Origin of the sequence: Leucobacter musarum subsp. musarum, from assembly GCF_001273845.1 — a bacterium.
GTDB lineage: Bacteria > Actinomycetota > Actinomycetes > Actinomycetales > Microbacteriaceae > Leucobacter > Leucobacter musarum.
In genome coordinates this window covers 176,956-200,264 of sequence record NZ_JHBW01000069.1, presented here as the reverse complement: position 1 = coordinate 200,264, position 23,309 = coordinate 176,956, and the positions used below count along the sequence as shown (strand labels likewise).

The window sequence follows — 23,309 nt, the reverse complement described above, 5'->3', positions numbered from 1 at the left end:
GCATGAGCAACGCCCCTCGCATTCCCGCCGCAGAACGTCACCTCATTGCGCTCGACATCGACGGGACCGTGCTCAACCACGGCTTCGGCGAGGGCGCGGGCGATGACGCCGCCGGCGGGCATATCGACCAGGATCTGGCCGCAGCGATCCGTGAGCTCCACGAGTTGGGGCACGAGGTCGTCATCGCGACCGGGCGCTCCGTCGATGCGACCCTGCCGATCGTCGAGCGACTGCAGATTCGCCCCGAGTGGGTCATCGCTGCGAACGGTGCCGTGACGCTGCGCCGCGACGCGCTCGCACCGCGTGCGTACCGTCGTGAGTTCGTCGAGGCGTTCGACCCGAGTGATGCGCTGCGCAAGATTCGCACGCAGCTGGTGACCGCCCGATTCGCGGTCGAGCTCGCCGATGGCGGGTTCCTCTACACCGAAGAGATTCCGACGGGCACGCTGCCGTCGACGCAGCGCCGGGTGCCGTTCGAAGAACTGCTCGGCGTGCAGGCGTCGCGAGTGGTCGTCGTGTCACCCGATCACCGTCTTGAAGAGTTTCTCGATGTTGTGAGCACGATGGGGCTCACCCATGTCTCGTACGCCGTCGGCAGCACGTCATGGCTCGATATCGCGCCCGACGGGGTCACAAAGGCGAGCGCGCTCGAGGTCGTGGCGTCGCACCTCGGCATCGATGGCACGCGCGTCTTCGCTGCGGGCGATGGGCGCAATGACATCGAGATGCTGCGATGGGCCGCGAAGCGCGGAGACTCGGTCGCGATGGGTCAGGCGGTGCCCGAGGTGCAAGCGGTCGCCGGTCGCGTGACGGGCACGATCGACGAAGTCGGCCTGCTCACTGCACTGCGCGAGCGCTTTCCCGTGCTGCGTGTGACGAAGTAAGTCTCAGTACCGCAAAAGAACCGATGATCTGACATAAGCTCGGCTTATGTCTTCCATTCTCGAGATTTCGCACTTGCGGACCTTTCAGGCGATCTCGGAATACGGAGGTTTCGGCCGCGCCGCGACCGTGCTGCACCTGAGCCAGCCGGCGGTCAGCCAGCATGTGCGGCTGCTCGAACAGCGCATCGGGCAAACACTGATCGAACGCGATGGCCGCAAGATTCGCTTCACGACGGCGGGGGAGGCACTCCTCGCCGAAGCGCGCCGCATTCTCGCCGCGCACGACGAAGCCCTCATTCGGCTCGAGACCGGGCACCGGCAGCAGGTGACGATCGGTTCGACCGAAACGGCCGCCGAACAGATCTTGCCCGAACTGCTGCGCACCATCAGCGGGGCATACCCCGACAAACAGGTGCAGTTCACGATCGATCGATCGACACAGATCAGCGAAGCCGTGGGCCGAGGCGAAGTCGACCTGGCGGTCATTCTCGGCTTCGGTGCGGAGACGGTGGGCGTCGAAATCGGATCGCTGCAGTTGCAGTGGTACGCCGCTCCCGGCTGGGAGCCGCCGACGGCCGACGGGCCCCTGCCGCTCGTCGCCTACGTGGAACCGTGCGGCATGCGCCAGCGCGCACTGCACGAACTGAACCAGGCCGGCTATCAGGTGCAGATCGCCGTCGAGTCGGTGAGCCTCGAAGGTGTCATCGCGGCAGCCCGCGCCGGTCTCGGCGTCGCGGTGCTGCCGGCCGCCGGCGAGTCGGCACCGGCCGGCCTCGAGGTGCGCCCGTCGCTGCCCGAACTCGGCGAGATCGGCGTGAACCTCGCGTCGCGCCGAGGGGTCGACGCCGCGCTCGAAGAGACGGCCCGCACCGCCTTAACCGAGTTCTTCGCGGCGCACCGTTACCGCCGCTTGCGCGCAGTCTCGGCGTAGGCCCGGCCCGGCCTGCGGCCGACCCTCCCCACTCGGCCCCGCCGAGCCCGCGCTCAGCCTGGCTTCCCGTGCGCCCCCGCGCCCTTCCCTGCCGAGCCCCTCTGATCTCGCCGAACGCTCCCGATCTGCGCGCACAGATGAGAGGCGCTCGGCGAGATCAGAGGGGCTCGGCGGGTGTGGGGGAACAGGGCTACGGGCGCCGTGCATGCGGCGGTAGGGGCAGAGCGGTCCCCCACCCCGCTCAGCGCACCCCGCGCGAGGTTGCGCCGTGTGACGCGCCCCGCGCGACACATCGCGTAAGAGTCGGCCCCCGCGCGTCACATGCCGCACGCGCCGCACCCGCTCGAAGGCGCGCAGACCCGCGAGATCACGCGGATCCTGCACTCACCGACGCCAACCATGCGGATCAGTGATGACTCCTCATTCCGCCTGGTGCTTGGACTCTCCCTGGCTCCCATTGCTCGAATGGAGCATGAGCACGCATGCGTGCAGCGAGAAAGGACTGCAGTGATATCTCTCTTCACGAACCGCCTACAGGTGGATCGACACACCGTTGATCGCACGGTCGGTCTCACTGGGGACCACGGGGACTTCCCGGTTGAAGGGATCCGGTGAGCGTGGCTGCGGTGCAGGTTGATACGGCACAACTGACGTTCGTGCGCCCCGATCTCAGCGAGGCCGCGCTCACCGCGGTCGCCGCCGAAATCGCAGAGCACGCGCCTGCAGCCGACATCGACGGCTCCGTGCCCGAGCGCGGCCTCGAGATCGCGCATCGCGCCGGTCTGCTCACGGCGACCGTGCCTGAGCGATTCGGCGGGCCGGGGCTCGGGGCGCTCGACGTCGCGCGCATTCTCGTCGCACTCGGCGAGGGCGACGCGTCGGTCGCGCTGCTCGCGCAGAACGCGCTCAGCGCCCACAGCTCGCAAGACGGCAGCGGTGCATGGCCCGAAGAAACCTATCTGGCGTTCGCGCGCCGCAGCGCCGAACGGCCCACGCTCGCGAACGCGATTCGCGCCGAACCCGAGCTCGGAGCACCGGCGCGCGGCGGGCTGCCCGCCACGGTGGCGCGGCGCACCGCCGACGGGTGGGTGCTGAACGGCGAGAAGGCGTACGCGACCGGGGGCGCCGCGCTCGACACGCACCTGGTATGGGTGGTCGCCGATGAGTCGGGCGGCGCTGTGCGCGGGGCAGCGGGCGACGCCGAGTCGTCGGGGCCGGGTGATCCGGCGCCGCTCGAGACGCCGCGCGTGGGGCACCTCATCGTGCCCGCCGACGCGCCCGGCATCACGTGGGTGCCGACCTGGGATCACCTCGGGCTGCGCGCCACGAACACGCACAATGTGATCTACCGTGACGTCGTGGTGCCGGCCGACGCGTTCGTCGAGATTCCCCGGCAGCCCGACGGGTCGTACCGCAACCCCGCGGCAGCCGAAGCCGGAGCCGGGCTGCAGGGCGGCGCGCTCTACGTCGGGGTCGCCCGAGCGGCGCGCACGGCGTTCATCCGCTTCGCGCACGAGCGCGTGCCGGCGGCGCTCGGCCGGTCGATCGCGACGACCGAGCACATCCAAGCGGTCACGGGTGAGATCGATGCGCAGATCGCGCAGGCCGAGACTCTGCTCTACGGTGCCGCCTTGCGCATCGAGCGCGGAGAGACGTCGGTCGCCGCGCAAGCGCCCGTGCTGAAGGTGCAGATCGTGCGGTCGGCGATCGCCGCGGTGCAGGCCGCCGTCGCGGCGATCGGCAACCCCGGGCTGTCACGGCACTATCCGTTCGAGCGACTGCTGCGCGACGTGCTCTGCGCGCGCGTGCACCCGCCCCAGGAAGACGCGGCGCTGGTCGCGGCGGGGCGGCGCCTGCTGCGCTGAGGTGGGGGTGGTGCGGTGCCGTTCTCGCCGAGACCCTCTGATCTCGCCGAGCGCCTCCGAAGTGCGCGTGCAGATGGGAGGCGCTCGGCGAGATCAGAGGGTCTCGGCGGAGGTGGGAACGGGATTGGGGCAGGAGTGCGGGATCGCGGTGGCCTATCGCGATCCCGCACTCTTGCGTGCGCGGGGAGCTATTCCGCCGAAGCCGAACCGGGTGCCGAACCCGTCGCGACGGGCAGCTCGTCGTGGTTCGACCACTGCGACCAGGATCCCGGGAAGAGCGCGCCATCGAAGCCCGCGAGCGCGAGCCCGACGAGGTTGTGCGTCGCGGTGACGCCCGAGCCGCAGTAGGCACCGATCGGGTGCGAGCCGTCGACGCCGAGTTTTGCGAAGCGACCGCGCAGCTCCTCGGTGGAGCGGAAGCGGCCGTCGTCGTCGAGGTTGCCGCCCGTCGGAGCGTTGAGCGCTCCGGGGATGTGGCCGGCGCGGGGGTCGATCGGCTCCTCGTCGCCGCGATAGCGTTCGGGTGCGCGCGCATCGAGCAGGGCGCCGCCGTCGGCCACGAACGCGGCGACCTCGTCGAGCGCGAGCGCGGGCAGGCGGCCCGAGGTTAGCGTGACGTCGCCCGGCACCGCAGTCGATTCGCCCGTCTCGAGGGCGAAGCCCGCCTCGGTCCAGGCCGGGATCGCGCCGTCGAGCAGGCGCACGCGATCGAAGCCGGCGTCGCGCAGCAGCCACCACACGCGTGCCGAGGCGTAGTTACCCCCGCCGTCGTAGGCGACGACCTCGTCTTGCTCGCGAATGCCCCAGGCGCGGGCCGATGCTTGGAAGGCTGCGGCATCAGGCAGCGGGTGGCGTCCGTCTTGGGGCGTCAGGTGCTGCGCGAGCTCGGTGTCGAGATCGACGTAGACCGCGCCCGGAATGTGCCCCTCGGCAAAAGCCGGGCGGCCGTCGGGGCGCGGCAGCGTCCACCGCACGTCGAGCAGGCGAGTGCGGGGCGCCTCAGCAGGCAGGTCGCGCTCGGCGGCCAGCTGCGCTTCGAGGGCTTCGGCCGTGATCAGGATCGTGTCGCGGGCGGAATTCGTGTCGGTGCTCATGCTCGGATGCTAGCCGCGCGCCCGCTCGTCTGTCATTCGGATCGGGTATGGCGCGTCATTCACGGAAATGCTTGGACATCGCGGGCGAGAAACTTCTACGGTGGAAACCCTGAGCGGTGCGCAGTGCGCCACTCGCGCGGCGCTGCCGTGCGCAGAGAACCGGAGCGAGATGACCGACGCAGCACCTGCCCACTCGGGGACGCACGGCGACGCCGGGCGATCCGGCGCCCGCCTGCTCGCGGCACTCGCGGACTTCGCACATCAGACGGAGCGCACCGAGCACGCCGAACGCGACCTCGACATCGTCACCACCGCGACCGCGCCCGTCGCCGACCGCTCGTCGTGGCAGGCCACGGGAGCGCCGCTCGCCGTGATTCGCGCGTTCACAGCCCGCGGGGTCGCCCGGGTGCTCGCGCTCGCGACCGAGTACGGGGTGCCGGTGGCGACGCGCGGCGCGGGCAGCGGCCTCGCCGGCGGTTCTGCTGCGGGCAGCGGGTGGATCGTGCTCGACGTGTCACCGCTCGACCGCATCGTGCGCATCGACCCCGTCGATCAGCTCGCGATCGTGCAGCCCGGGGTCTCGCCGGTGGCGCTGAACGCGGCTGCAGCCGAGTACGGGCTGCGCTACGCCCCCGACCCGGCGAGTGCCGCGATCTCGTCGATCGGTGGCAACATCGCGACGAACGCGGGCGGCTTCCGCGCCGTGAAGTACGGGGTGACCCGTGACGCGGTGCGCAGCCTCACCGTCGTCACCGGTGACGGCCGCACCCTGCGCACCGGCAGTGTGACCGCGAAGGGGGTCGTCGGGTACGACCTCGTCTCGCTGCTCACCGGATCCGAGGGCACGCTCGGCGTGGTCACCGAGGCGACGGTGGCGCTGCAGCCCATTCCTCGCGACACGGTGACGATCGCGGCCTACTTCCCGTCGATTCAGGCGGCAGCCGAGGCGTCGATCGCGGTGCTCGGCTCCGACGTCACCCCGAGCCTCTATGAGCTGTTGGATCGCGCCACGCTCGAAGCGATCGACGCCGTCGAGGGCACGTCATTCAGCGAACGCGGCAGCGCGTTCGTGATCGTGCAGACCGATGGGTGGGGTGCAGCAGCCGAGGCGGATCGCATCACCGAGCTGCTCACCCCCTTCGCGAGCGAGCTCTCCGTCGCGGCCGATGAGGCTGAAGCCGAACAGCTCATTCGCGCCCGCCGGCTCGCCCTCCCCGCGCTCGAGCGCCTCGGCCGGGTGCTCATCGAAGACATCGCAGTGCCGATCAGCCGCTTGGCGCAGGCGGTCGAGCGCATCGGCGAGATCGCCGCCGAGACCGGCACCCGCATCTTCACGCTGGGTCACGCCGGCGACGGCAACCTGCACCCGATCGTGCTCGTGCCCGCGCACGACGACCCCGCGCAGCAGGCGCGGTTCGAGGCTGATGCGCAGGCCGCGGCCGACGCCATCTTCGCGCTCGCGATCGAGTTCGGCGGCACCGTCTCGGGCGAGCACGGAGTCGGTATCGTGAAGCAGGAGTGGAGTGCCCAAGAGCTCGGCGAGGTCGCCGTGCACCTGCACGCCGGCATCAAGCACGTCTTCGATCCCGCTGGGATCCTGAACCCGGGAAAGGGATTCTGATGAGTCTGACCGACACCCCCGCAACGAACGAAGCCACGGACGCTGCTGCAGCTGCTGCAGCTGCTGCAGCCGTGCCCGAGGCCTGGCAGCAGTGGCGCGAGGAGCGCCTCGCCGGCGCTCGCGCCCCGCACGGCACCGCCTCGGCCGTCGCCACCGTGTGGCTCGACGCCGAGCCGCGCGAACTGCCCGGGCTGCCCGGCGCCTGGTCGTCTGACGGTGCGGCGGTCACCGGCATCGACCTCGACGGCGCGCTCGCCGACGGGGCCGTCGAGGTCGCCCTCGCTCCCGGTGAGAGCGCCGAGGTCGGTGCGCAACGCGTGCGCGTGCTGCAGCGGGGCGGGCTGCTCGCCGTGCGCCGACTCGACCCCGAAGCCGAGACGCGCACCACGCTGACCGGTATCGACGCGTTCGCGTGGTCGCCGGAGTGGGTCGCCGAGGGTCGATACGATCCGGCACCCGAATCACTGCGCGTCGACCAGGCAGACGGGGGCGAGACCGAGTTTCCGGTCGCCGGCCGTGTCACCGTCACTGTCGGCGGCACCGAAGTATCGCTCGCCGGCTTCCGCAACGACACCGGTGTGTGGGCCTCATTCGCCGACACCACCAACGGCGCCGAGACGAAGCAGTTCCGCTTCATCGACATCGCACTGCCCGCAGGTCACGACGTCGCGCAGCCCGTCACCGTCGACTGGAACCGCGCCTATCTGCCGCCGTGCTCGTTCACGCCCGCGTACCTGTGCCCGATTCCGCCCGCCGACAACCGGCTCAGCGTCGCCGTGCGCGCGGGGGAGCGGTACCAGGAGTACGCGGCGAGCTGAACCGGGCTGCGGCGGGGTGCGATCGAGCGTGCAGGATCACACGACCCCGCTGCGGCGCCTGTTCAGAGCGGGTCGAAGCAACTGAAGTCGTCGCCCGTGCGCTGCCCACGGGCCAAGCCATGCGCGACGGGGAGATCGGCGCGCTCCGCCCAAGCGCTCCAGGAGTCGACATAGAGATCGACCTGTTGACCGAGCAGCGCCCCGGCGAAGACGAGTGAGGAACTGGCGACGCCGCCGTGGCAGTACGCGGCGACCGGTTGCCCGCCAATGCCGCCGCGTTCGAGCAGCCAGCGGCGCAGGTCTGACGGCGAACGCACAGCGCCGCGGGCATCAAGGAGTTCGGTCGCGGGAGCCGATACCGCCCCCGGCACGTGGCCGGAACGCGGGTCGTCGGTGAACCCGGCGTAGTGCGCGGCAGGGCGCGCGTCGAGCGCGGAGCCGTGGGCTGCGCGCTCGAGCAGCGTCTCAGCGGCGATGACGCGAACCGGCCAATCGGGTTGCTGCGGCGCGACCGGTTGTGGGGTCGCGGCGACTGCTCGGGCCGCGGTCATCTCGTCGCTCGCGTTCGCGAGGCCAAGCGCGCCGCCTGCACGCTCCCACGCGTCGAGGCCGCCGAGCAGCACGCGTACCCCAGCCACGCCCGCCCACGAGAGCACGAACCACGCTCGCGTCGCCGAGGTGAGATCGCGCGCATCGCGCGAGAATACAACGAGAGTGGCGTTGGGCCGTGCGCGACGCCAGCTCGCCGCGCGCTCGCGCACGAGCTGAGCATCGGGCAATGGCAGGTGCCCGGATCCGGGGTGCGGCGGCCCCGCGAAGATCTCGCGCACGCTGACCCGAAGCGCCCCCGGAATCGTCTCCGCGATCAGCGCCGGGTCATTGGCGTCGGTGCGCCACGGGACGGCCTCGACGAACACGAGCTCTGTGCGCCAAGACACCGCATCTTGCGCCCTGATGAGCAGACGGTCGGCCTGGCGAAGCGTCACCAGTCGGGCTCGTCGTCTGTGCCGTGAATGACGAACTCGACCGGCAAATCGTCTTTGAGAGCGTTGTAGATGCGGCAGCGACGCTTGTATTCGGCGACCAGACGATCCGGATCGACCGAGGCGTTGCTCGTGCTCTCGATGAAGCACTCCATAACGAGCGTGCCGAGCCGCTTGGCGTCGATACTGCGCTCGACACGGGCGAAGATTTCGACGCGGCGATCCTCTTCGCCGTCGCCCAGCAGATCTTGTCGAAACGCATTCAGCGCGCACGACACGAGTGACGCGACGAGCAGATCGAGCGCGCTCGCGGCCTCGCCCGGCCCGCCGCTGATCGGTGACCCGTCGGAGACGATTTCGAAGCCGTCACCGGCGAGGGCGTAGCGGCCACGGGTGTCGGTGAACGATCCGTGCAGGCGGCTCGCAACGATGATCTGCTCTTCCATCGGGCCTCCTGGTTGGATCGCGCGCCCCCGGTCGGGGTGTCTGCGGCAGCGCAGCCCGGCGCCGCGGGGCGCCAGCGTTTGCACACCTTAGCAAGCGGAATGCGATCGATGCCGGGGTGTTGAGAACTCTTACGCGGTGGTGGTGGGGCGAAGCTGGTCGGCGAACATCGCCACGACTCGAGTGAGGCTGCGATTGTCGGCTTCGAGTACGTCGATGCGCTGCTCGAGCCGAGCGATCTGCGCGAGCAGTTCGTCGCGGCTCAGCTCGGGATCGCGTCCGTCGGCCGGGTCGCTGTCGTCGTCGAAGTCGTAGCTGCCGTCGTCGAAGCGAGCGAGCCACTGGCGCAGGGATTGGTAGCCGACGGAGTACTCCTCGGCGACTTCGCGGATGATCGCGCGATTGCCCGGTTCGGCGCGTCGGCGCCGCAAGGCTTCTTCGACGGAAGCGGTGCGCACTTCGTCGCTGTACTTGCGCTCGAATGCCATGACCCCTCCAAAAGTTACACGCGTGTTATTACGCCTGCGATATCTGTTATAGCGGATGCGGTGCAGAAATCTTGCTCCACTCGGACCACGAACCGATGTAGACCGGCGCCTCGACTCCGGCCTGCGCCAGGGCCAGGGCCTGCACGCTCGCCGAAATCCCACTGCCGCATGACACGATGAGGGGCTGTGCGAGCGGGTCGATGTCGAATGCCTCGCGGTACGTCTGACGCAGTGCGTCGGCGTTCGTCAGTCCTCCGGCGGCGAGCAGTGCTGCCGTAGATACATTCACGGCCCCCGCGATGTGCGAGCCCTCGCCCCCGAACGCATCGGGAGAGCGGGCGTCGATGAGGATCGCCTCGGCGTCTCGCGTCGAGACCTCGTCGGCGGTCGCGACGACGGCATCGTTGTGCGCGAACGCGGCAGGTGCAAGGTCGGTGCCGGAGGCCGCCACCCAGGCGGCGAGTTCTTCGCTGCGAGCCGCGACCACTTCTGCCTCGTCGGGGGTGAGCACCGAGACCTCGGCAACGCCGGCCCAGCGCAGGGTGACCCAGGCGCGGGCGGCCGTGCTGAGCACCGCTGCATCGCGCGGAACGATGACGACGGCCGTGCTCGGGGAGATGCCGGCGGTCGTGAGCGTCGTGACGAGCGTCGCGTGCTCGGGCAGGGGCTGGCGGCCCGTCGTCGGGCCCTCGACGCCCGCGAAATCGCCCAGGCCGAGTTGGACTGCGCCACTGATCGGTTCGGTGTGCCGCCCCTCGGGGTGGCCTGGGGGTGCTGCGATCTCGACAATGCGGGTTGGGCCGTGCGCCGGCTCTCGGAGCAGATCGGCGAGTGTGCGTACAGGGTTCGAGGTGGCGCGAGTGCGGGTCATGGAGTCGCCGATCGGGGCTGCTGCGCTCACTCGGTCACGACCTGACCGGGGCCGCCCGTGAGGGTGCCGGGGAGCAGGTCGCGCAGTTCGCGCTCTTCCTCGACAGTCGGTACCCAGCGCGTCGCGGTCAGATTCTCATCGAGCTGTTCGGGCACGGTGACGCCGGCGATGACGCTGGCGACGGTGGGCTGCGCGAGCAACCAGCCGAGGGCAGCGGCCGTCGGCGTGATGCCGCGATCGTGCGCGAAGCGTGCGAAGGCGGTGAGCGCCTCCCAGGGTGCTTCACGCAGCAGGTTGCGCTTCAGGTTCGTGATCTTGGCGCCCTCGGGGGCGCGGTCGGCGGCGTACTTGCCGGTGAGCAGTCCGTTCTGCAGTGGGAAGTACGGAATGAAGCCGAGCCCGAACCGTTGCAGCGCGGGGATCAGTTCCTCTTCTGGCGCGCGCCACAGCAGGTTGTACTCGTCGGTGGTCGAGATGAATCGCGTAGTGCCGGCTGCCGATGCGAGGTGTTGCGCGTCAGCAATCTGCCAGGCGGCGAAGTTGGAGGCGCCGATGTACCGCACCTTGCCGGAGCGCACCAGATCGTCGAGCGCCGCGAGCGTCTCGTCGATCGGCGTGTGCGCGTCGGGAAAGTGGATTTGATAGAGATCGATGTAGTCGGTGCCGAGGCGCCGCAGCGACTCCTCGACCGACGCGAGGATGTACTTTCGCGAGCCGGTGAGCGCGTAGGCGGGGCCGCGCGTTTGCAACAGCGAGCGGCCGAACTTCGTGCCGATCACGACCTGCTCGCGTCGTTCTCCCAACGCGTCGCCGAACAACTGCTCGCTCAGCCCGACTTCGTCGCCGTATCCCTCCGCGAGGTCGAAGTACGTGATGCCGAGGTCGAGGGCGCGATCCACGATTGCCTGCACCTGCTCGGCGCCCACGGCGCGCATGCCGGATCGGCCAAAGGTGCTCGCACCGACGCCCAGTTCGGAGACGACGAGGCCGGAATTCCCGACCGTGCGGTGGCCGTTGGGCACGGGGGCAGAGGGGGTGAGGGGCACGGAAGTCTCCTTCATGACGCGAACTGAATTATTACTGTCTGTCTCGTATAGATATAAGCGCAGATCGGTAGTTTTTTGTATTTATAACGTGATCGATCTCGAAATATAACGTCACATGTTCTAGTTGTGTACGTTATGGCAGCCATAATTTTCAACGCAGGGCTCGAAGGGGTGCTGCGAGCGGACACGAATCCGCTCCGACGCCCGAAGGGATGCAGATGACGGAATCTACGATCGGTGAACTCGAGTACCGCGGAGTGGCCTATCGCCGCGCGGGCCGCTCGGGGCTGCTGCTGCCGACGTTCGCCCTCGGGCTCTGGCACAGCTTCGGAGAGCAGCACGACCGGCGAACGCAGGCCGGCCTGATCACCGGCGCCTTCGATCGCGGCGTCACCCACTTCGACAACGCGAACCGCTACGGGCCGCCGCACGGCCACGCCGAGACCGTGCTCGGTGACGTGCTCGGTCGCGAACTGCGCGCCCACCGCGATGAGATCACGGTCAGCACCAAGGCCGGCAATCAGGTCGCACCGCACCCGTACGGTTCGGGATCGTCACGCCGACACCTGTTTGCGGAGATCGACCGCAGCCTCACCCGGCTCGGGCTCGACCACGTCGACGTCTTTTATTCGCACCGCCACGATCCGGCGACTCCCCTCGAAGAAACCGCTCAGGCGCTCGCCGACATCGTGCGACAGGGGAAGGCGCGCTACCTCGGACTCTCGAACTATCCGTCCGAAGCGCTCCACACGATTGCGGATCTGCTGCACGGCCTCGGCACGCCGGCCGCCCTGGTGCAGCCCCGGTACTCGCTCCTCGACCGCACCATCGAAGGGCCCGGGCACCTGCTCGAGCTGGCCGAACAGCACGGTTTCGGCATCGTGGTCTACTCGCCGCTCGCGCAGGGCCTGCTCACCGACAAGTACCTGACCGGCGAGATTCCCGACGATGCCCGCGCCGGTCGCAGCGAGTTTCTCGGCACCGACTTCCTGACCGACGACTACGTGGAGCGCACCCGCGCCTTCGCGCGGCTCGCTGAGTCGGAGGGGGCCACGACGCCGCAGCTCGCGCTGCGCTGGATCCTGCGCCAGCAGGCCGTCACCAGCGTGCTGCTCGGCGTATCGAAGCCCGAACAACTCGACGTCAATCTGGCGTCCGCACGACTCCCCGAGCCTTCGGTCGAGCTGCTCGCTCAGCTCGATGAGCTCTACCCGACTTCCTGAGAGGACGCACCCATGCACACCCCCCGAACCCGATGGCGCGGCATTCGCATCGCCGCCGCCGCACTCGTTGCCGGCACCCTCGCGCTCACCGCGTGCTCGACCGGCAGCGGCAGCACCGAGGACGCGGCCGCGGCCGTTAGCCCTGAAGACCGCTTCGGCGGCACGCTCACCATCGGCCTGGAAGCCGACCCTCAGGGCGTCGACGCCGCCGTCGTGAACCAGGTGTGGCGCCACGTCGCCCGCGAGCTCTCCGACTCGCTCGTCTTCCGCAACCCGGAGACGAACGAGATCGAGCCGTGGCTCGCCACCGAGTGGACGGTCAGCGATGACGCCCGCACGTACGGTTTCACGCTGCGCGACGACGTGACGTTCAACGACGGCACGAAGCTCACCGGCGACGTCGTGAAGGCGAACTTCGAGAGCCTGCAGCGCGAGGGCATCCACTCGAGCGCGAAGACCATCGTGCAGGGCATCTCGTCGATCACGGTGCCCGCCGAGAATGAAATCGTGGTCGAGTTCGCCGAGCCGAACGCCGCGTTCCTGCCGAGCCTGTCGCGCGCCCACGCCGGTATCGTGTCTGCGGCCACGGCGGCACTGCCGGTCGAGGAGCGCCAGAAGTCGGTCGACGGCAGCGGCCCCTTCACGCTCGACTCGTACACCGAGAACCAGGAGATCGTGCTCAAGGCGCGCGACGACTACGACTGGGCGCCGGCGTACTTCGAGCACGAGGGCCGCGCCTACCTCGACGAGGTCGTCTACAAGATCATCCCGGAGGACTCCGTGCGCAACGGGGCGATAACGTCGGATGAGATCCAGTTCATCTACTGGGTCGACGGTACGTACGTGCCCGAGTTCGAGGCCGCGGGACTCACCGTGACTTCCGATGTTTTGAACCCGGCAACCGGTGAGGAATGGCCCCTCAATACGTCGTCGAAGTTCTTGAAAGATGTGAAGGTGCGTCAGGCACTGCAGCACGGCATCGACCGCGAAGCGCTCGTGCAGTTCACCTCGAACGGCTACGATGTGCCCGCAGAGGGCCCGCTGAGCCCGGCGAACCCGTACTTCTCCGATCAGAGCGAGTACCTCACCTACGATCCCGACGAGTCGATCAAGCTGCTGGAAGAAGCGGGCTGGGGCACGGTCGGCGCCGACGGTATCCGCGTGAACAAGGACGGCGAGCGACTCTCGCTCCGCTTCCCGAGCGACCGCGCTGCGGCGAGCGCCGTGCAGGATCAGTGGAAGAAGATCGGCGTCGAGCTGGTCATCGACGTGCCGCTCGCTGCTGAGGCGAACGAGAAGCTGCTCTCGGGCGAGTACGACATCGCCTACTGGTATCACTCCTCGCCCGACGCCGATGTGCTTCGCGCCAACTACGGCGTGAAGACGGGCTCGAACCGCTCGTTCATCAGCGCGGACGATGCCCGCGGCCAGGAGCTCGATGCGCTGTTGCAGCAGCAGAACACGATCCTCGATCACGACGAGCGCCAGAAGGTGGTCGACCAGGCCGCGCAGATCATCGATGAGGACGCGTATGTGCTCAACCTGTCGGTCGACACTGACATCTGGGTCGCGTCGCCTCGCCTGCACGACATCAAACACAACGGTCTCGATCAGCTGCTCTTTGACGCCTGGCTCACGCCGGCGAAGTAAGGAATCCCGAGAAGCACTATGGCAACTCTGACCACCTGGAGGCCGGGCGCTCGTCGCTCCGGCCTCCAGGCCGCTCCCCGCTCGGGCGGCGCCGCATTCGTGCGCTACCTCGGCAAGCGGCTCCTGTACGGCGTGATCGTGCTCTGGGGTGCGTTTACCGCCAGCTTCTTCCTGCTCTACATCCTTCCGGGTGACGCGGCTGGAGGATTGACGTTCGGCGCGGAGGGCGAGGACATCCAGGAGCTGCTCGCCGAGCAGCGGCGGATTCTCGGTCTCGACCGGCCCGTGCTCGTGCAATACTTCGATGCGCTCTGGGGCGCGTTGCGCGGCGATTTTGGCGACAGCATCTACCAGCGCAGGCCGGCGACCGAACTCTACTTCGAGTCGTTCGGGCACACGCTCGAGCTGGCGGTGACGGGCCTGATTCTCGCCGTGATCATCGGCGTGGGTCTCGCCGTGCTCATCGAGCTCGTCGACTGGAAGTGGGCGCGCGAGACGCTGCTCTCGCTGCCGGCGATCGCGGTGGCCGTGCCGCCGTTCTGGATCGGCCTGCTCCTGCTCCAGCTCTTCGCGTTCAATCTGGGCGTGATCTCGTCGACGGGAAGCGACAGCGTTCTCGGGCTCCTGGTCGCCTCACTCGGACTCGCCATACCGGGGGCCGGTGCGATCGCGCAGCTGCTCACCGCGAATCTGCGTGGGTCACTCACCTCGCCGTACATCGAGACGGTGCGCAACTGGGGGCTGAGTCGTCGCGCGGTGGTGCTGCGGCACGCGCTGCGCAATTCGCTGCTGCCGGTCGTCACGTCGTTCGGCACCACCGTCGGGCTCATGTTCGGAGGCACGGTGCTCACCGAGACGGTCTTCTCTCGTCTCGGCGTCGGTCGTGTGATCGTCGACGCAGTCGACGGGCGCGACACCCCGGTGGTGCTTGTGTGCGTCACCGTGAGCGCGGCGATCTTCGTCGTCGTGAACTTCGTCGTCGACGCGCTCTACCCGCTTATCGACAAGCGCATTGCATTGGAGGAGCGATGACCGATCTCGCCGCCCCCGCACGCCCCGCTGCGGAACTCGAGGCCGATCCGGCACCCGGTGCACCGGGTGGATCACCTCGCCCCGCATCCGATCCCGGGAATCTCGGCGGCGCCCCCGCGGGCAACGACCCGTCGCGTGCCCGCCGCCTCGTGACCGCGGTCTTCGGGCAGCCGACGCTCACGGTGTCGTGGCTCTGGATCGCGCTCGTGCTGCTCGCAGCATTCGCGCCCCAGCTCTTCACCAGCTTCGACCCGCTGGCGCAGGATGCGTACTCCCGCTTCCTGCCGCCGAGCGCCGAGCACTTCTTCGGCACCGACGATTACGGTCGCGACCAGTTCGCCCGCACCGTGTACGGCACGGTCGAGTCGTTGCAGGCGGCCGTGGTGGCGGTGCTCATCGGCCTCGTTTTCGGCTCGCTCATCGGTCTCGTCGGTGGCGCGCTGCGCGGGGCCGTCGACACCGTGCTGATGCGCGTGATCGACGTCATGCTCGCCGTGCCGAGCCTCATCATCGCGCTGGCCATCGTCACCGCGCTCGGCCGCGGCACCATCAACATCGCCATCGCGATCGGCATCACGAGCGTCGCGACCTTCGCGCGCCTGATGCGCTCCGAGGTGCTGCGTGTGCGCGGACTGCCCTACGTGGAAGCGGCCGCCTTCGCGGGGCACGGCGCGGTCTACCGTCTGTTCCGTCACATCGTGCCGAACGCCTCCGGTTCGGTGCTCGCCGCGGCCACGCTCGAGATCGGTACCGCGATCCTCGGGGTCGCCGCCCTCAGCTTCCTCGGCTTCGGCGCCCCGCCGCCCACCCCCGAGTGGGGAGCCCTCGTCGCCGCCGGCCGATCGTTCCTCACCGTGCAGTGGTGGCTGAGCACGCTGCCCGGCTTCGTCATCGTCGCGTCCGTGCTCGCGGTGTACCGCATCGGACGCTCCATGAACCAGGGGAGGACCAGCGTTGTCGGATAAGCCTCGCGCGGACGATTCCGCGAACATTCTCGAGTTCTCTGCGCTCTCGCTCGAGTACCGGGTGCGCGGTCGCGCGCCCGTACCGGTGCTCGACGGCGTGAGTTTTTCGCTGCGGCGCGGCGAAGTGCTCGCACTCGTGGGCGAGTCGGGATCGGGCAAGAGCACGCTCGCCCGCGCCGTCACGGGCACGCTCGCGTCGAACGCCCGCATCACGCGGGGCTCCGTGGCGCTCGACGGTCGCGAACTCGTCGGGCTCCCCGCGAAACAGTACGAGCGACTGCGCGGGCGCACGATCGGCTACGTGCCGCAGGATGCGCTGCTCGGGCTCAATCCGCTGCTCACTGTCGGCAAACAGGCCGGGGAGCCGCTGCGGGTGCACACCCAGCTCGACGCGGCCGCGCGCAAGCGCCGCGTGCTCGAACTGTTCGAACGCGTCGGGTTGCGCCGCGTGGAGCAGGTGTACGACAGCTACCCGCACGAGCTGTCGGGCGGCATGTGCCAGCGCGTGCTCATCGCGGCGGCCATCGCGGCAGAACCCGAACTGATCATCGCGGACGAGCCGACCACCGCGCTCGACGTCACTGTGCAAAAGCGCATTCTCGACCTGCTCGAAGACCTCACACGAGACGGCCTCAGCATTCTGCTGGTCACCCACGACCTCGGGGTCGCGGCCGAGCGCTCGCAGTGCATCGTCGTGCTGCAGCACGGCCGACTCGTCGAGACCGGGCCGTCGGCGCAGATCGTGTCGGCGCCCGCCGAGGCGTACACGCGCCAGCTCATCGACTCCTCGCACCTCGGCCGGTCGGCCGTGGAGGTCGCGGAGGCCAGGGCCGGATCGCGTGCGACGCCGCTGGCTCCGGCGGCGGGCTCCGACCCGGCCCCCGATGCCGTGCCCGTCGTGCGCGCGAGCGGGCTCCGCAAGACGTTCCCGAACCGCACCGGCGAGCCGGTGCTCGCCCTCGAAGACGTCTCGCTGAGCGTCGGTCGTGGGCGCACGCTCGGCATCGTCGGGGAGTCGGGATCGGGCAAGACAACCCTCATGCGCACCCTCGCGGGTCTCACGAAGCCCGATGCCGGCGAGGTGCGCATCGACGGTGCACCCGTCAACCACGACGCACGGGGCAAGCGCGGGCGGCGCGAGCTCTACCGCAAGCTGCAGATCATCTATCAGAACCCCTTCGCCGCGCTGAACCCCCGGCACACGGTCGAGACGATCCTCGAAGAACCGCTGACCGGATTCGGCCTCGGCGGGCGAGCGGAGCGACGCGCGCGCGTTGCCGAACTCCTCGACCTCACGGGGCTCCCCCCGAGCGTCGCCGCACGGTACACCGCCGAGCTCTCGGGCGGCCAGCGCCAGAGGGTCGCCATCGCCCGCGCCCTCGCCGTCAGGCCCGAGGTGCTCATCTGCGATGAACCTGTGTCGGCGCTCGACGTCACAGTGCAGCGGCAGATCCTCGACCTGCTCGGCTCTCTGCAGCGCGAACTCGACCTCACCTACCTCGTCATCTCGCATGACCTCGGCGTTATCAGCGAGATCTCCGACGACATCCTCGTGCTGCAGCACGGTGCGGTCGTCGAGAGCGGCACCGCACGCGACGTGCTCCGGGATCCCCGCACCGACTACGTCCGTGAGCTCATCGCGGCGATCCCGCACCACCAGCCCGCGTAACCACCGTGCACCCCATGACCACACCCCACACGACCCCCGCGGGCCCCGGCCCGGAAAGGCGACCGATGAGCGACACCCCGGCTCGACACATTCATCTTGGCTACATGTACTGGGTCAACGGCACCCACTGGGGCGGCTGGCGCCAGCCCGAAGCCCCGCAAGACGGTGCCTTCGACTACGCCTACGCACTGCGCGCCGCACAGACCGTCGAGCGCGGCAAGTTCGACTTCTTCTTCCTCGGCGACACCCTGCCCGGCGACCTCGTACAAGAGCAGTGGATCACTACCCACAACACGGGCCGCCTCGAACCCTTCACGCTCGGATCGCAGCTCGCGCTCGGCACCACCGACATCGGCATCGTCGTCACCGCGCACCCCACGTACTACGACCCCTACATCCTCGCGCGCATGACGGCGTCGCTGGATCACCTGAGCGGCGGTCGCCTCGCCTGGAACGTGGTGCTCGGCGCAAACGACGTCGCCGCCCGCAACTTCAGCCTGCCCGACCTCGGCGGCGAGACGCGCTACGAGCGCGCCGACGAGTTCATCGAGATCGTGAAACGGCTGTGGGACAGCGTCGAGGAGGGCGCCTACATCCAAGATAAGGAGGCGGGCACGTTCATCGACAACAGCAAGTTCCACCGCCTCGGCTGGAAGGGCAAGCACTTCAGCGTCGACGGCACCCTGCCGCTGCTGCGCCCGCCGCAGGGCCACCCGCCGCTGCTCTACGCCGGTGCCAGCGAACTCTCGCGCCAGCTCACCTCGAAGTGGTGCGACGTGAACTTCACCGGCCCGAAGTCGATCGCCGATTCGGCGGCGTTCAACGCCGACGTGCGGGCCCGGGCCGCCGCACACGGTCGCAACCCCGACGAGGTGCTCTTCCTGCCCGGCGTCACGCCCATCGTGGCCGACACCCGCGAGGCCGCGATCGCGATCTACGATCGGCTCAACGCGTCACTGCCGCTCGACGCAGACCCCATCACCGGCGGGCACGACGCCGCCCACTGGCAGGAGGTCGCGGCGAACCCGCGCGCCGGCGGGCCGCTCAAGTACGGCACACGCAACCTTGGCATCGTCTCCGCGCGCATCGGGGCTGATCTCACCCGCCTCGGGCTCGACGGCGAGGTCGATGCGTCGCACGCCGAGTCCTTCAACGCGGAGGGGCAGCGACTGCTCGCCCAGATCGCGCAGCGCACCGACCGCACCCCGGGCGGCGCCCAGGCCGTGCACGCGCGCGATCTGCTGTACTCCGCGATCATCGACGGGTTCCCGATCATTAACGGCACGGCCGCACAGGTCGCCGATTTCCTGGAGGAGTGGTTCGACGGGGGAGCGGCCGACGGCTTCAACATCCAGTCGCCGTACCTGTGGACGCAGCTCGACCGCTTTGTGGACGAGGTGGTTCCGATCCTGCAGCAGCGCGGCCTGCACCGCACCGAGTACGAGACCACCACGTTCCGCGGCCACCTCGGTCTGTCGAAGCCGCAGAGCTACTACGGCCCCGGCGGCATCGACGAGGAGCGGGCAGCGCTCGACGCCCTCGAGCAGGCCTCCGAACTCGCACCCGAGCCCGCCGCTGAGTCGTCCAATGCGCAGTAACGTTTCAGCGATTTCGTCGCAGCCGGCCCCGAACACCGTAGGTTGAGAGCATGAGTGAGCAGCAGGATCGGCGCATCGCCGACAGCGTGGCCGACCTCGTCGGCGGCACGCCCCTCGTCCGCATCAACCGGGTCGTACCGCCCGGAGGAGCCGAGGTGCTGGGCAAGCTCGAGTCGGCCAACCCCGCATCGAGCGTGAAGGATCGCACGGCCCTCTCCATCGTGCAGGCGGCCGAGGCGGATGGGCGTCTGCAGCCCGGCGGCACCATCATCGAGGCGACGAGCGGCAACACCGGCATCGCCCTCGCCTGGATCGGCGCCGTCAAGGGATACCGCGTCATCATCGTGATGCCCGACGACGTCTCGAACGAGCGCCGCACGCTGCTGCGCGCGCTCGGGGCCGAGCTCGTGCTCACGCCCGGGCCCGAAGCGATGGCCGGTGCGAACCAAGAGGCCGGGCGCATTCTCGAACGCACCCCCGGCGCGTTTCTGTCGGGTCAGGGCGGCAACGACGCGAACCCCGCGGTGCACGAGCGCACCACGGGGCCTGAGATCTGGGCCGACACTGCTGGTACCGTCGACGTGCTCGTCGCGACCGTGGGTACCGGGGGCACGCTGACCGGCGCCGGGCGCTATCTTAAGGCGCAGAACCCCGAGATTCGCGTGATCGCCGTGCAGCCCGCCGAGGCGCCCGTGCTCTCGGGTGGCGAGTTCACCCCGCACAAGATCCAGGGCATCATTGGCGGCAACGGCTTCCCGCCCGTGCTCGACATCGAGATCGCCGACGAGATCATCAGCATCGCGAGCAACGAAGCCATCCGCACCGCGCGCGAGGCACTCGCGACCGAGGGGCTGCTCGTCGGCGTCTCGTCGGGGGCCGCGCTCGCCGCAGCCCGCGAGCTCTCGGCGCGCCCCGAGTACGCGGGCAAGACGATCGTCGCCGTGCTGCCCGACACGGGTGAGCGGTATCTGTCGGCCGAGCTGTTCGACCACGCACGGGGCTGAGTGCGGGGTTTGCCCGTATGGGCCGAACCACTGCGGCTGCGCTGCTAAGCTCGTTCGCGGAGGGTTGTCCGAGCGGCCGAAGGAACTTGTCTTGAAAACAAGCACTGGGTAACCCCCAGTCAGGGGTTCAAATCCCCTACCCTCCGCCATAACCGAAGGGCCTGTCGCGCAGCGATGGGCCCTTCGTGCGTCTGCCCGAGCGACGCCTCGGCGAATCGGTGTCGAAAAGTGTCGCTTCTGCGACCTGATCCGGCATTTCCGCGACACATATTGACACCGATTCGGAACGGGCAAGCCAGAGTGCGCACGGACTGGCTGCCGGGCGAGCAGGCAGACGGCGACCGGCCGATCGCCAGTCGGCTCACGCCTGCCGCGCCACGTCGATCGCGATCGCAGCGAGACCCACTACGAGCAGGAAGCCGCAGAGCGCCCAGCGCAGGTCCCAGGCAAGCACGGAACGGTAGGCGCGCGACACCCGCGCGGAGAGCGTGGGGAGCCGGCTCCAGGCGAGTGCGATCGCGAAGAACGGCCCAATCAGGGCGCTGAGAAATATCGCGTACGCCAGTGCGCGCGGCACGAGGTGTGCACTGATCTGCGACACCACCTGCCCGGTGAGGTACATGACGGGAAGGGTGGTGAACCCGACGATGGAGCTGCTGAGGCCGATCACGAAGTATGCGGCAAACGTCGCGTCGGAGCGGGGAACGCGTGATGCTTCCGGATCGCCCGCGGCGCGCGGCGCGCGGCGGGGTTGCCGCAACTTCCAGACCGCCACGGCGAGCGCCCCCGCGATGCAGATGCAGCCGATGATCAGATCGGTGCGGGGCAGCGCGATCACGATTCCGACGCGACGCAGCCAGACGTGTACGAAACTCGAGGGGTCGAAGAAACGGAACAGGGTGAAGAGCAGTGTGGTGCCGATGATCAGCCCGATCGACATCGAGGCGAGCCGCGGCAGCCAGCGGGTGTTGCGCGCGAGCATGTCGGCGGTCGCACCATAGGTTGCCGGGTGACTGCCCATGCTCAGTGCGAACCCGACCAGCAGCACGATCGAGGGGATCCAGCCGAGCGAGTGCGTCACGAGTGCCTCCCGGCGTCGAGCGAATGGCGGAGGCACGCACGGCTGCTCCGCAGTGCATGTCTCACACGCTGATCCTGAATCCGTGGTCCGTCGGTGCAATCTTGCGCACGGCGTACGCGAGGGCGAGTGCGACGAACGAGGCGAAGAGTGCGGCCTCAAGTCGGTAGAGACCGAGTCGCAGCAGCGAGTACTCGGAGGCAGCGGTGAGGAGCACCGCGGGGGTGATGAACAGCATGAACAGGGCGTAGTTGCCGGCGTTGAGATAGGCGACGCAGAGCACCATGCAGACGACGGCGGCGATCATCGGAACCGGAGCCGGCAGCGCCGCGATGCCGACCGCGGCGAGTGCTCCCACGAGTGACCCCAGCAGACGGAGATACCCCCGATTCGCTCGCTGATCCGCGTCGAATGACAGCATGATCGAGAACGAGAGCAGGGTCCACCCGACGTACGGAAAATCGATGAGTTCGGCGACCAGCACGATGATCACGGCGCCCGCCGCCGTCGCGAAGCCGTACCACAGCCGCTCCGATACCGACTTGGAAGCAGACGGAAGATGCCCGCGGTGGTTGGTGATCGCGGCGAAGCCGAGCACCAGGATCGAACCGATCGCGGCACCGGCCAAGACGTGCCAGAGCTGCGCGCCCGACTGCCCGAGCGAGGCGAAAGCGAGGAGATTCACGGGCGAACGGGTGAGCAGCACGGTCTCGCCCATCGTGACGAGGCCCTGCGCGAGGGCGACGACGACGAGCGCGATCAGCGTTACCCAGAGCCCGAGCCCGCCGACGGCGAACCCGACGAGTGCGACCGTGAGCGACCAGAGTGCGGCCTGCAGGCGCGACCGCCAATCGTTCGCGCGCACCACGGCCAGCAGAAACAGGATGGTGAGGTACCCCGCCATCGCCGTGTTCGGCCCGATCAACCAGCGGCTCGCACCGAGTACGACCGCCGCGAGCGCGACGAGGGCGCACGCGATCGCAATCTGCTTGAGCGTCAGCCGCGCCGAGCCGAGGGCTTCGAAGCTGAGACGGCTCATGCGCGGTCACCGGTACGCGGATGAGAGCTCGACGGTTGCGGTGCAGACGAGTCGCTGGATACGGCCTCGAGCGACCCCTCGGCGCGTGCGAGCCGCAGCACCCCGAGCACAGCGATCGCCCCGGCGACGACGAAGGCGAACGTCGACCACATGGGTGCGCCGGCGGCCTCGTGCAGAATGGTGATCCCGAGCACCACGGCCAGAGCCGGGTCGATGACCGTGAGCCCGGCGATCACCACGTCGGGGGAGTTGCAGGTGTGCGAGAACTGCACGAAGTAGATGGAGAGGCCCGACGCGACTCCGATGCCCACGATGCACACCAGGGTGAGCAATGACTCGGGTCCGAAGTGGAATCGTCCGCCGGTGAACATGTCTTCGACTCGCAGAATGACGGTCTTGCCGAGCGTCGCCACGAAGCCCGAAAACACGCCACCGAGTGCGACGTACACGAGCGGGGGCAGCGTGCCGCGCTTGCCGACGAGCACCACGACCAGGGCGGCGATGAGTACGGCGCCGAGCGTCGTGAGCATTTCGACGAGCTGCTGCGTGCCGATGGGACGCTGCTTGCTCACCACGGCGGCGACGGTGACGAACGCGATGACGCCGACGAGTGAGAGCAGGATCGCCTGGACGACGGTTCGGGCGGGGCGTCGACCGCTGGAGCGCGCCGTGAGCAGCGTCGTGAAGACGAGCGCCGCGACGCCGATCGGTTGCACGAGAATGAGGGGAGCGAGGGCGAGGCCCCCCATCTGCAGCAGGATGGCGATGCCGAACAGCAGGGTTCCGCCGAGCCACACCGGCGTGCGCAGCAGTTGGCGAGCCGAGGCCGAACTCGACCCCGACGCTTCGGCGCGCTCGGCGGCGAGTCGCACGCCGCGACTCTGCCACAGATTGCCCACCGAGAGCACTGCGGCCGAGCACAGCGCGAGCGCGATTCCCAGAACGGGCATCGATCCGACGATCATGTGAGCTCTTTTCTGCAGATGCGCAGGCAGGTCCGACGAGG

General features: G+C 69.0%; 21 protein-coding genes and 1 tRNA gene. 13 read left to right on the top strand and 9 right to left on the bottom strand.

Features of this window, described 5'->3' with window-relative positions; genetic code table 11:
- Positions 1-2: 2 nt before the first annotated feature.
- The 3 genes from CH42_RS07705 (at position 3) to CH42_RS07690 (ending at position 3,680) form a co-directional block, all read left to right on the top strand.
- Complete coding sequence (locus CH42_RS07705; protein ID WP_053352618.1) at positions 3-884, top strand: HAD family hydrolase; 882 nt, start codon at positions 3-5, stop codon at positions 882-884.
- A gap of 46 nt (positions 885-930) precedes the next feature.
- A complete protein-coding gene (locus CH42_RS07700; RefSeq protein ID WP_053352617.1) occupies positions 931-1,815 on the top strand; it encodes a LysR family transcriptional regulator in 885 nt (294 codons plus the stop codon).
- A 617-nt stretch (positions 1,816-2,432) separates the two neighbouring features.
- Positions 2,433-3,680 carry an acyl-CoA dehydrogenase family protein gene (locus CH42_RS07690; RefSeq protein WP_239683989.1) on the top strand — a complete coding sequence of 416 codons (1,248 nt, stop codon included), beginning with the start codon at positions 2,433-2,435 and terminating at the stop codon, positions 3,678-3,680.
- Positions 3,681-3,868: 188 nt separating this feature from the next.
- On the opposite strand, the gene CH42_RS07685 is transcribed toward CH42_RS07690, so the two are convergent.
- Positions 3,869-4,774: a sulfurtransferase gene (locus tag CH42_RS07685; RefSeq protein WP_082309353.1), complete on the bottom strand. Its 906-nt coding sequence runs from the start codon at positions 4,772-4,774 to the stop codon at positions 3,869-3,871.
- 169 nt (positions 4,775-4,943) lie between these two features.
- Here CH42_RS07685 and CH42_RS07680 point away from each other — a divergent pair, with 169 nt between their 5' ends.
- Positions 4,944-6,395 carry an FAD-binding oxidoreductase gene (locus CH42_RS07680; RefSeq protein WP_082309358.1) on the top strand — a complete coding sequence of 484 codons (1,452 nt, stop codon included), beginning with the start codon at positions 4,944-4,946 and terminating at the stop codon, positions 6,393-6,395.
- Complete coding sequence (locus CH42_RS07675) at positions 6,395-7,213, top strand: DUF1684 domain-containing protein (RefSeq protein WP_053352615.1); 819 nt, start codon at positions 6,395-6,397, stop codon at positions 7,211-7,213. Before CH42_RS07680 ends, CH42_RS07675 begins: the two co-directional genes overlap by 1 nt.
- Positions 7,214-7,275: 62 nt before the next feature.
- Here CH42_RS07675 and CH42_RS07670 read toward each other — a convergent pair whose 3' ends face one another.
- From CH42_RS07670 to CH42_RS07650, 5 genes are all read right to left on the bottom strand, one after another.
- Entirely contained in the window at positions 7,276-8,199 is a 924-nt protein-coding gene (locus CH42_RS07670; RefSeq protein WP_053352614.1) for a sulfurtransferase, read from the bottom strand.
- A complete protein-coding gene (locus CH42_RS07665) occupies positions 8,196-8,642 on the bottom strand; it encodes an OsmC family protein (protein WP_053352613.1) in 447 nt (148 codons plus the stop codon). Before CH42_RS07665 ends, CH42_RS07670 begins: the two co-directional genes overlap by 4 nt.
- Before the next feature lie 129 nt (positions 8,643-8,771).
- Positions 8,772-9,128 (bottom strand): transposase, encoded by a 357-nt coding sequence (locus CH42_RS07660; protein ID WP_053352612.1) that lies wholly within the window; start codon positions 9,126-9,128, stop codon positions 8,772-8,774.
- Between the two features lie 46 nt (positions 9,129-9,174).
- Positions 9,175-9,999, bottom strand: coding sequence for a sulfurtransferase (locus CH42_RS07655; RefSeq protein ID WP_053352611.1), 825 nt, complete (start codon positions 9,997-9,999; stop codon positions 9,175-9,177).
- 26 nt (positions 10,000-10,025) lie between these two features.
- A complete protein-coding gene (locus tag CH42_RS07650; protein WP_239683988.1) occupies positions 10,026-11,045 on the bottom strand; it encodes an aldo/keto reductase in 1,020 nt (339 codons plus the stop codon).
- 218 nt (positions 11,046-11,263) lie between these two features.
- Between CH42_RS07650 and CH42_RS07645 the strand changes: the two genes are divergently transcribed.
- The 8 genes from CH42_RS07645 to CH42_RS07610 all read left to right on the top strand — a co-directional run bounded on the left by CH42_RS07645 (position 11,264) and on the right by CH42_RS07610 (position 20,335).
- On the top strand, positions 11,264-12,268 hold the full coding sequence (locus CH42_RS07645) for an aldo/keto reductase (RefSeq protein WP_204374534.1): 1,005 nt from the start codon (positions 11,264-11,266) through the stop codon (positions 12,266-12,268).
- A 12-nt stretch (positions 12,269-12,280) separates the two neighbouring features.
- Positions 12,281-13,918, top strand: coding sequence for an ABC transporter substrate-binding protein (locus tag CH42_RS07640; RefSeq protein ID WP_053352608.1), 1,638 nt, complete (start codon positions 12,281-12,283; stop codon positions 13,916-13,918).
- An 18-nt stretch (positions 13,919-13,936) separates the two neighbouring features.
- Positions 13,937-14,950, top strand: coding sequence for an ABC transporter permease (locus tag CH42_RS07635; RefSeq protein ID WP_053352607.1), 1,014 nt, complete (start codon positions 13,937-13,939; stop codon positions 14,948-14,950).
- Positions 14,947-15,915, top strand: coding sequence for an ABC transporter permease (locus tag CH42_RS07630; protein ID WP_053352606.1), 969 nt, complete (start codon positions 14,947-14,949; stop codon positions 15,913-15,915). Before CH42_RS07635 ends, CH42_RS07630 begins: the two co-directional genes overlap by 4 nt.
- Complete coding sequence (locus tag CH42_RS07625; RefSeq protein WP_053352605.1) at positions 15,905-17,584, top strand: dipeptide ABC transporter ATP-binding protein; 1,680 nt, start codon at positions 15,905-15,907, stop codon at positions 17,582-17,584. Before CH42_RS07630 ends, CH42_RS07625 begins: the two co-directional genes overlap by 11 nt.
- Before the next feature lie 65 nt (positions 17,585-17,649).
- Positions 17,650-19,182: an NtaA/DmoA family FMN-dependent monooxygenase gene (locus CH42_RS07620; protein WP_169780606.1), complete on the top strand. Its 1,533-nt coding sequence runs from the start codon at positions 17,650-17,652 to the stop codon at positions 19,180-19,182.
- 50 nt (positions 19,183-19,232) lie between these two features.
- Positions 19,233-20,186: a cysteine synthase A gene (gene cysK / locus CH42_RS07615; RefSeq protein ID WP_053352603.1), complete on the top strand. Its 954-nt coding sequence runs from the start codon at positions 19,233-19,235 to the stop codon at positions 20,184-20,186.
- A gap of 58 nt (positions 20,187-20,244) precedes the next feature.
- Positions 20,245-20,335, top strand: a tRNA-Ser gene (locus tag CH42_RS07610).
- A gap of 212 nt (positions 20,336-20,547) precedes the next feature.
- On the opposite strand, the gene CH42_RS07605 is transcribed toward CH42_RS07610, so the two are convergent.
- From CH42_RS07605 to CH42_RS07595, 3 genes are all read right to left on the bottom strand, one after another.
- The gene (locus CH42_RS07605; RefSeq protein ID WP_053352602.1) at positions 20,548-21,267 is read right to left on the bottom strand and encodes a hypothetical protein; all 720 of its coding nucleotides are present in this window, start codon (positions 21,265-21,267) and stop codon (positions 20,548-20,550) included.
- Between the two features lie 61 nt (positions 21,268-21,328).
- Positions 21,329-22,303, bottom strand: a complete 975-nt coding sequence (locus tag CH42_RS07600) for an FUSC family protein (RefSeq protein WP_053352601.1) — start codon at positions 22,301-22,303, stop codon at positions 21,329-21,331.
- Positions 22,300-23,268 carry a hypothetical protein gene (locus CH42_RS07595; RefSeq protein ID WP_075205291.1) on the bottom strand — a complete coding sequence of 323 codons (969 nt, stop codon included), beginning with the start codon at positions 23,266-23,268 and terminating at the stop codon, positions 22,300-22,302. The genes CH42_RS07600 and CH42_RS07595 overlap by 4 nt, the downstream gene beginning before the upstream one ends.
- Between the last annotated feature and the right edge of the window lie 41 nt (positions 23,269-23,309).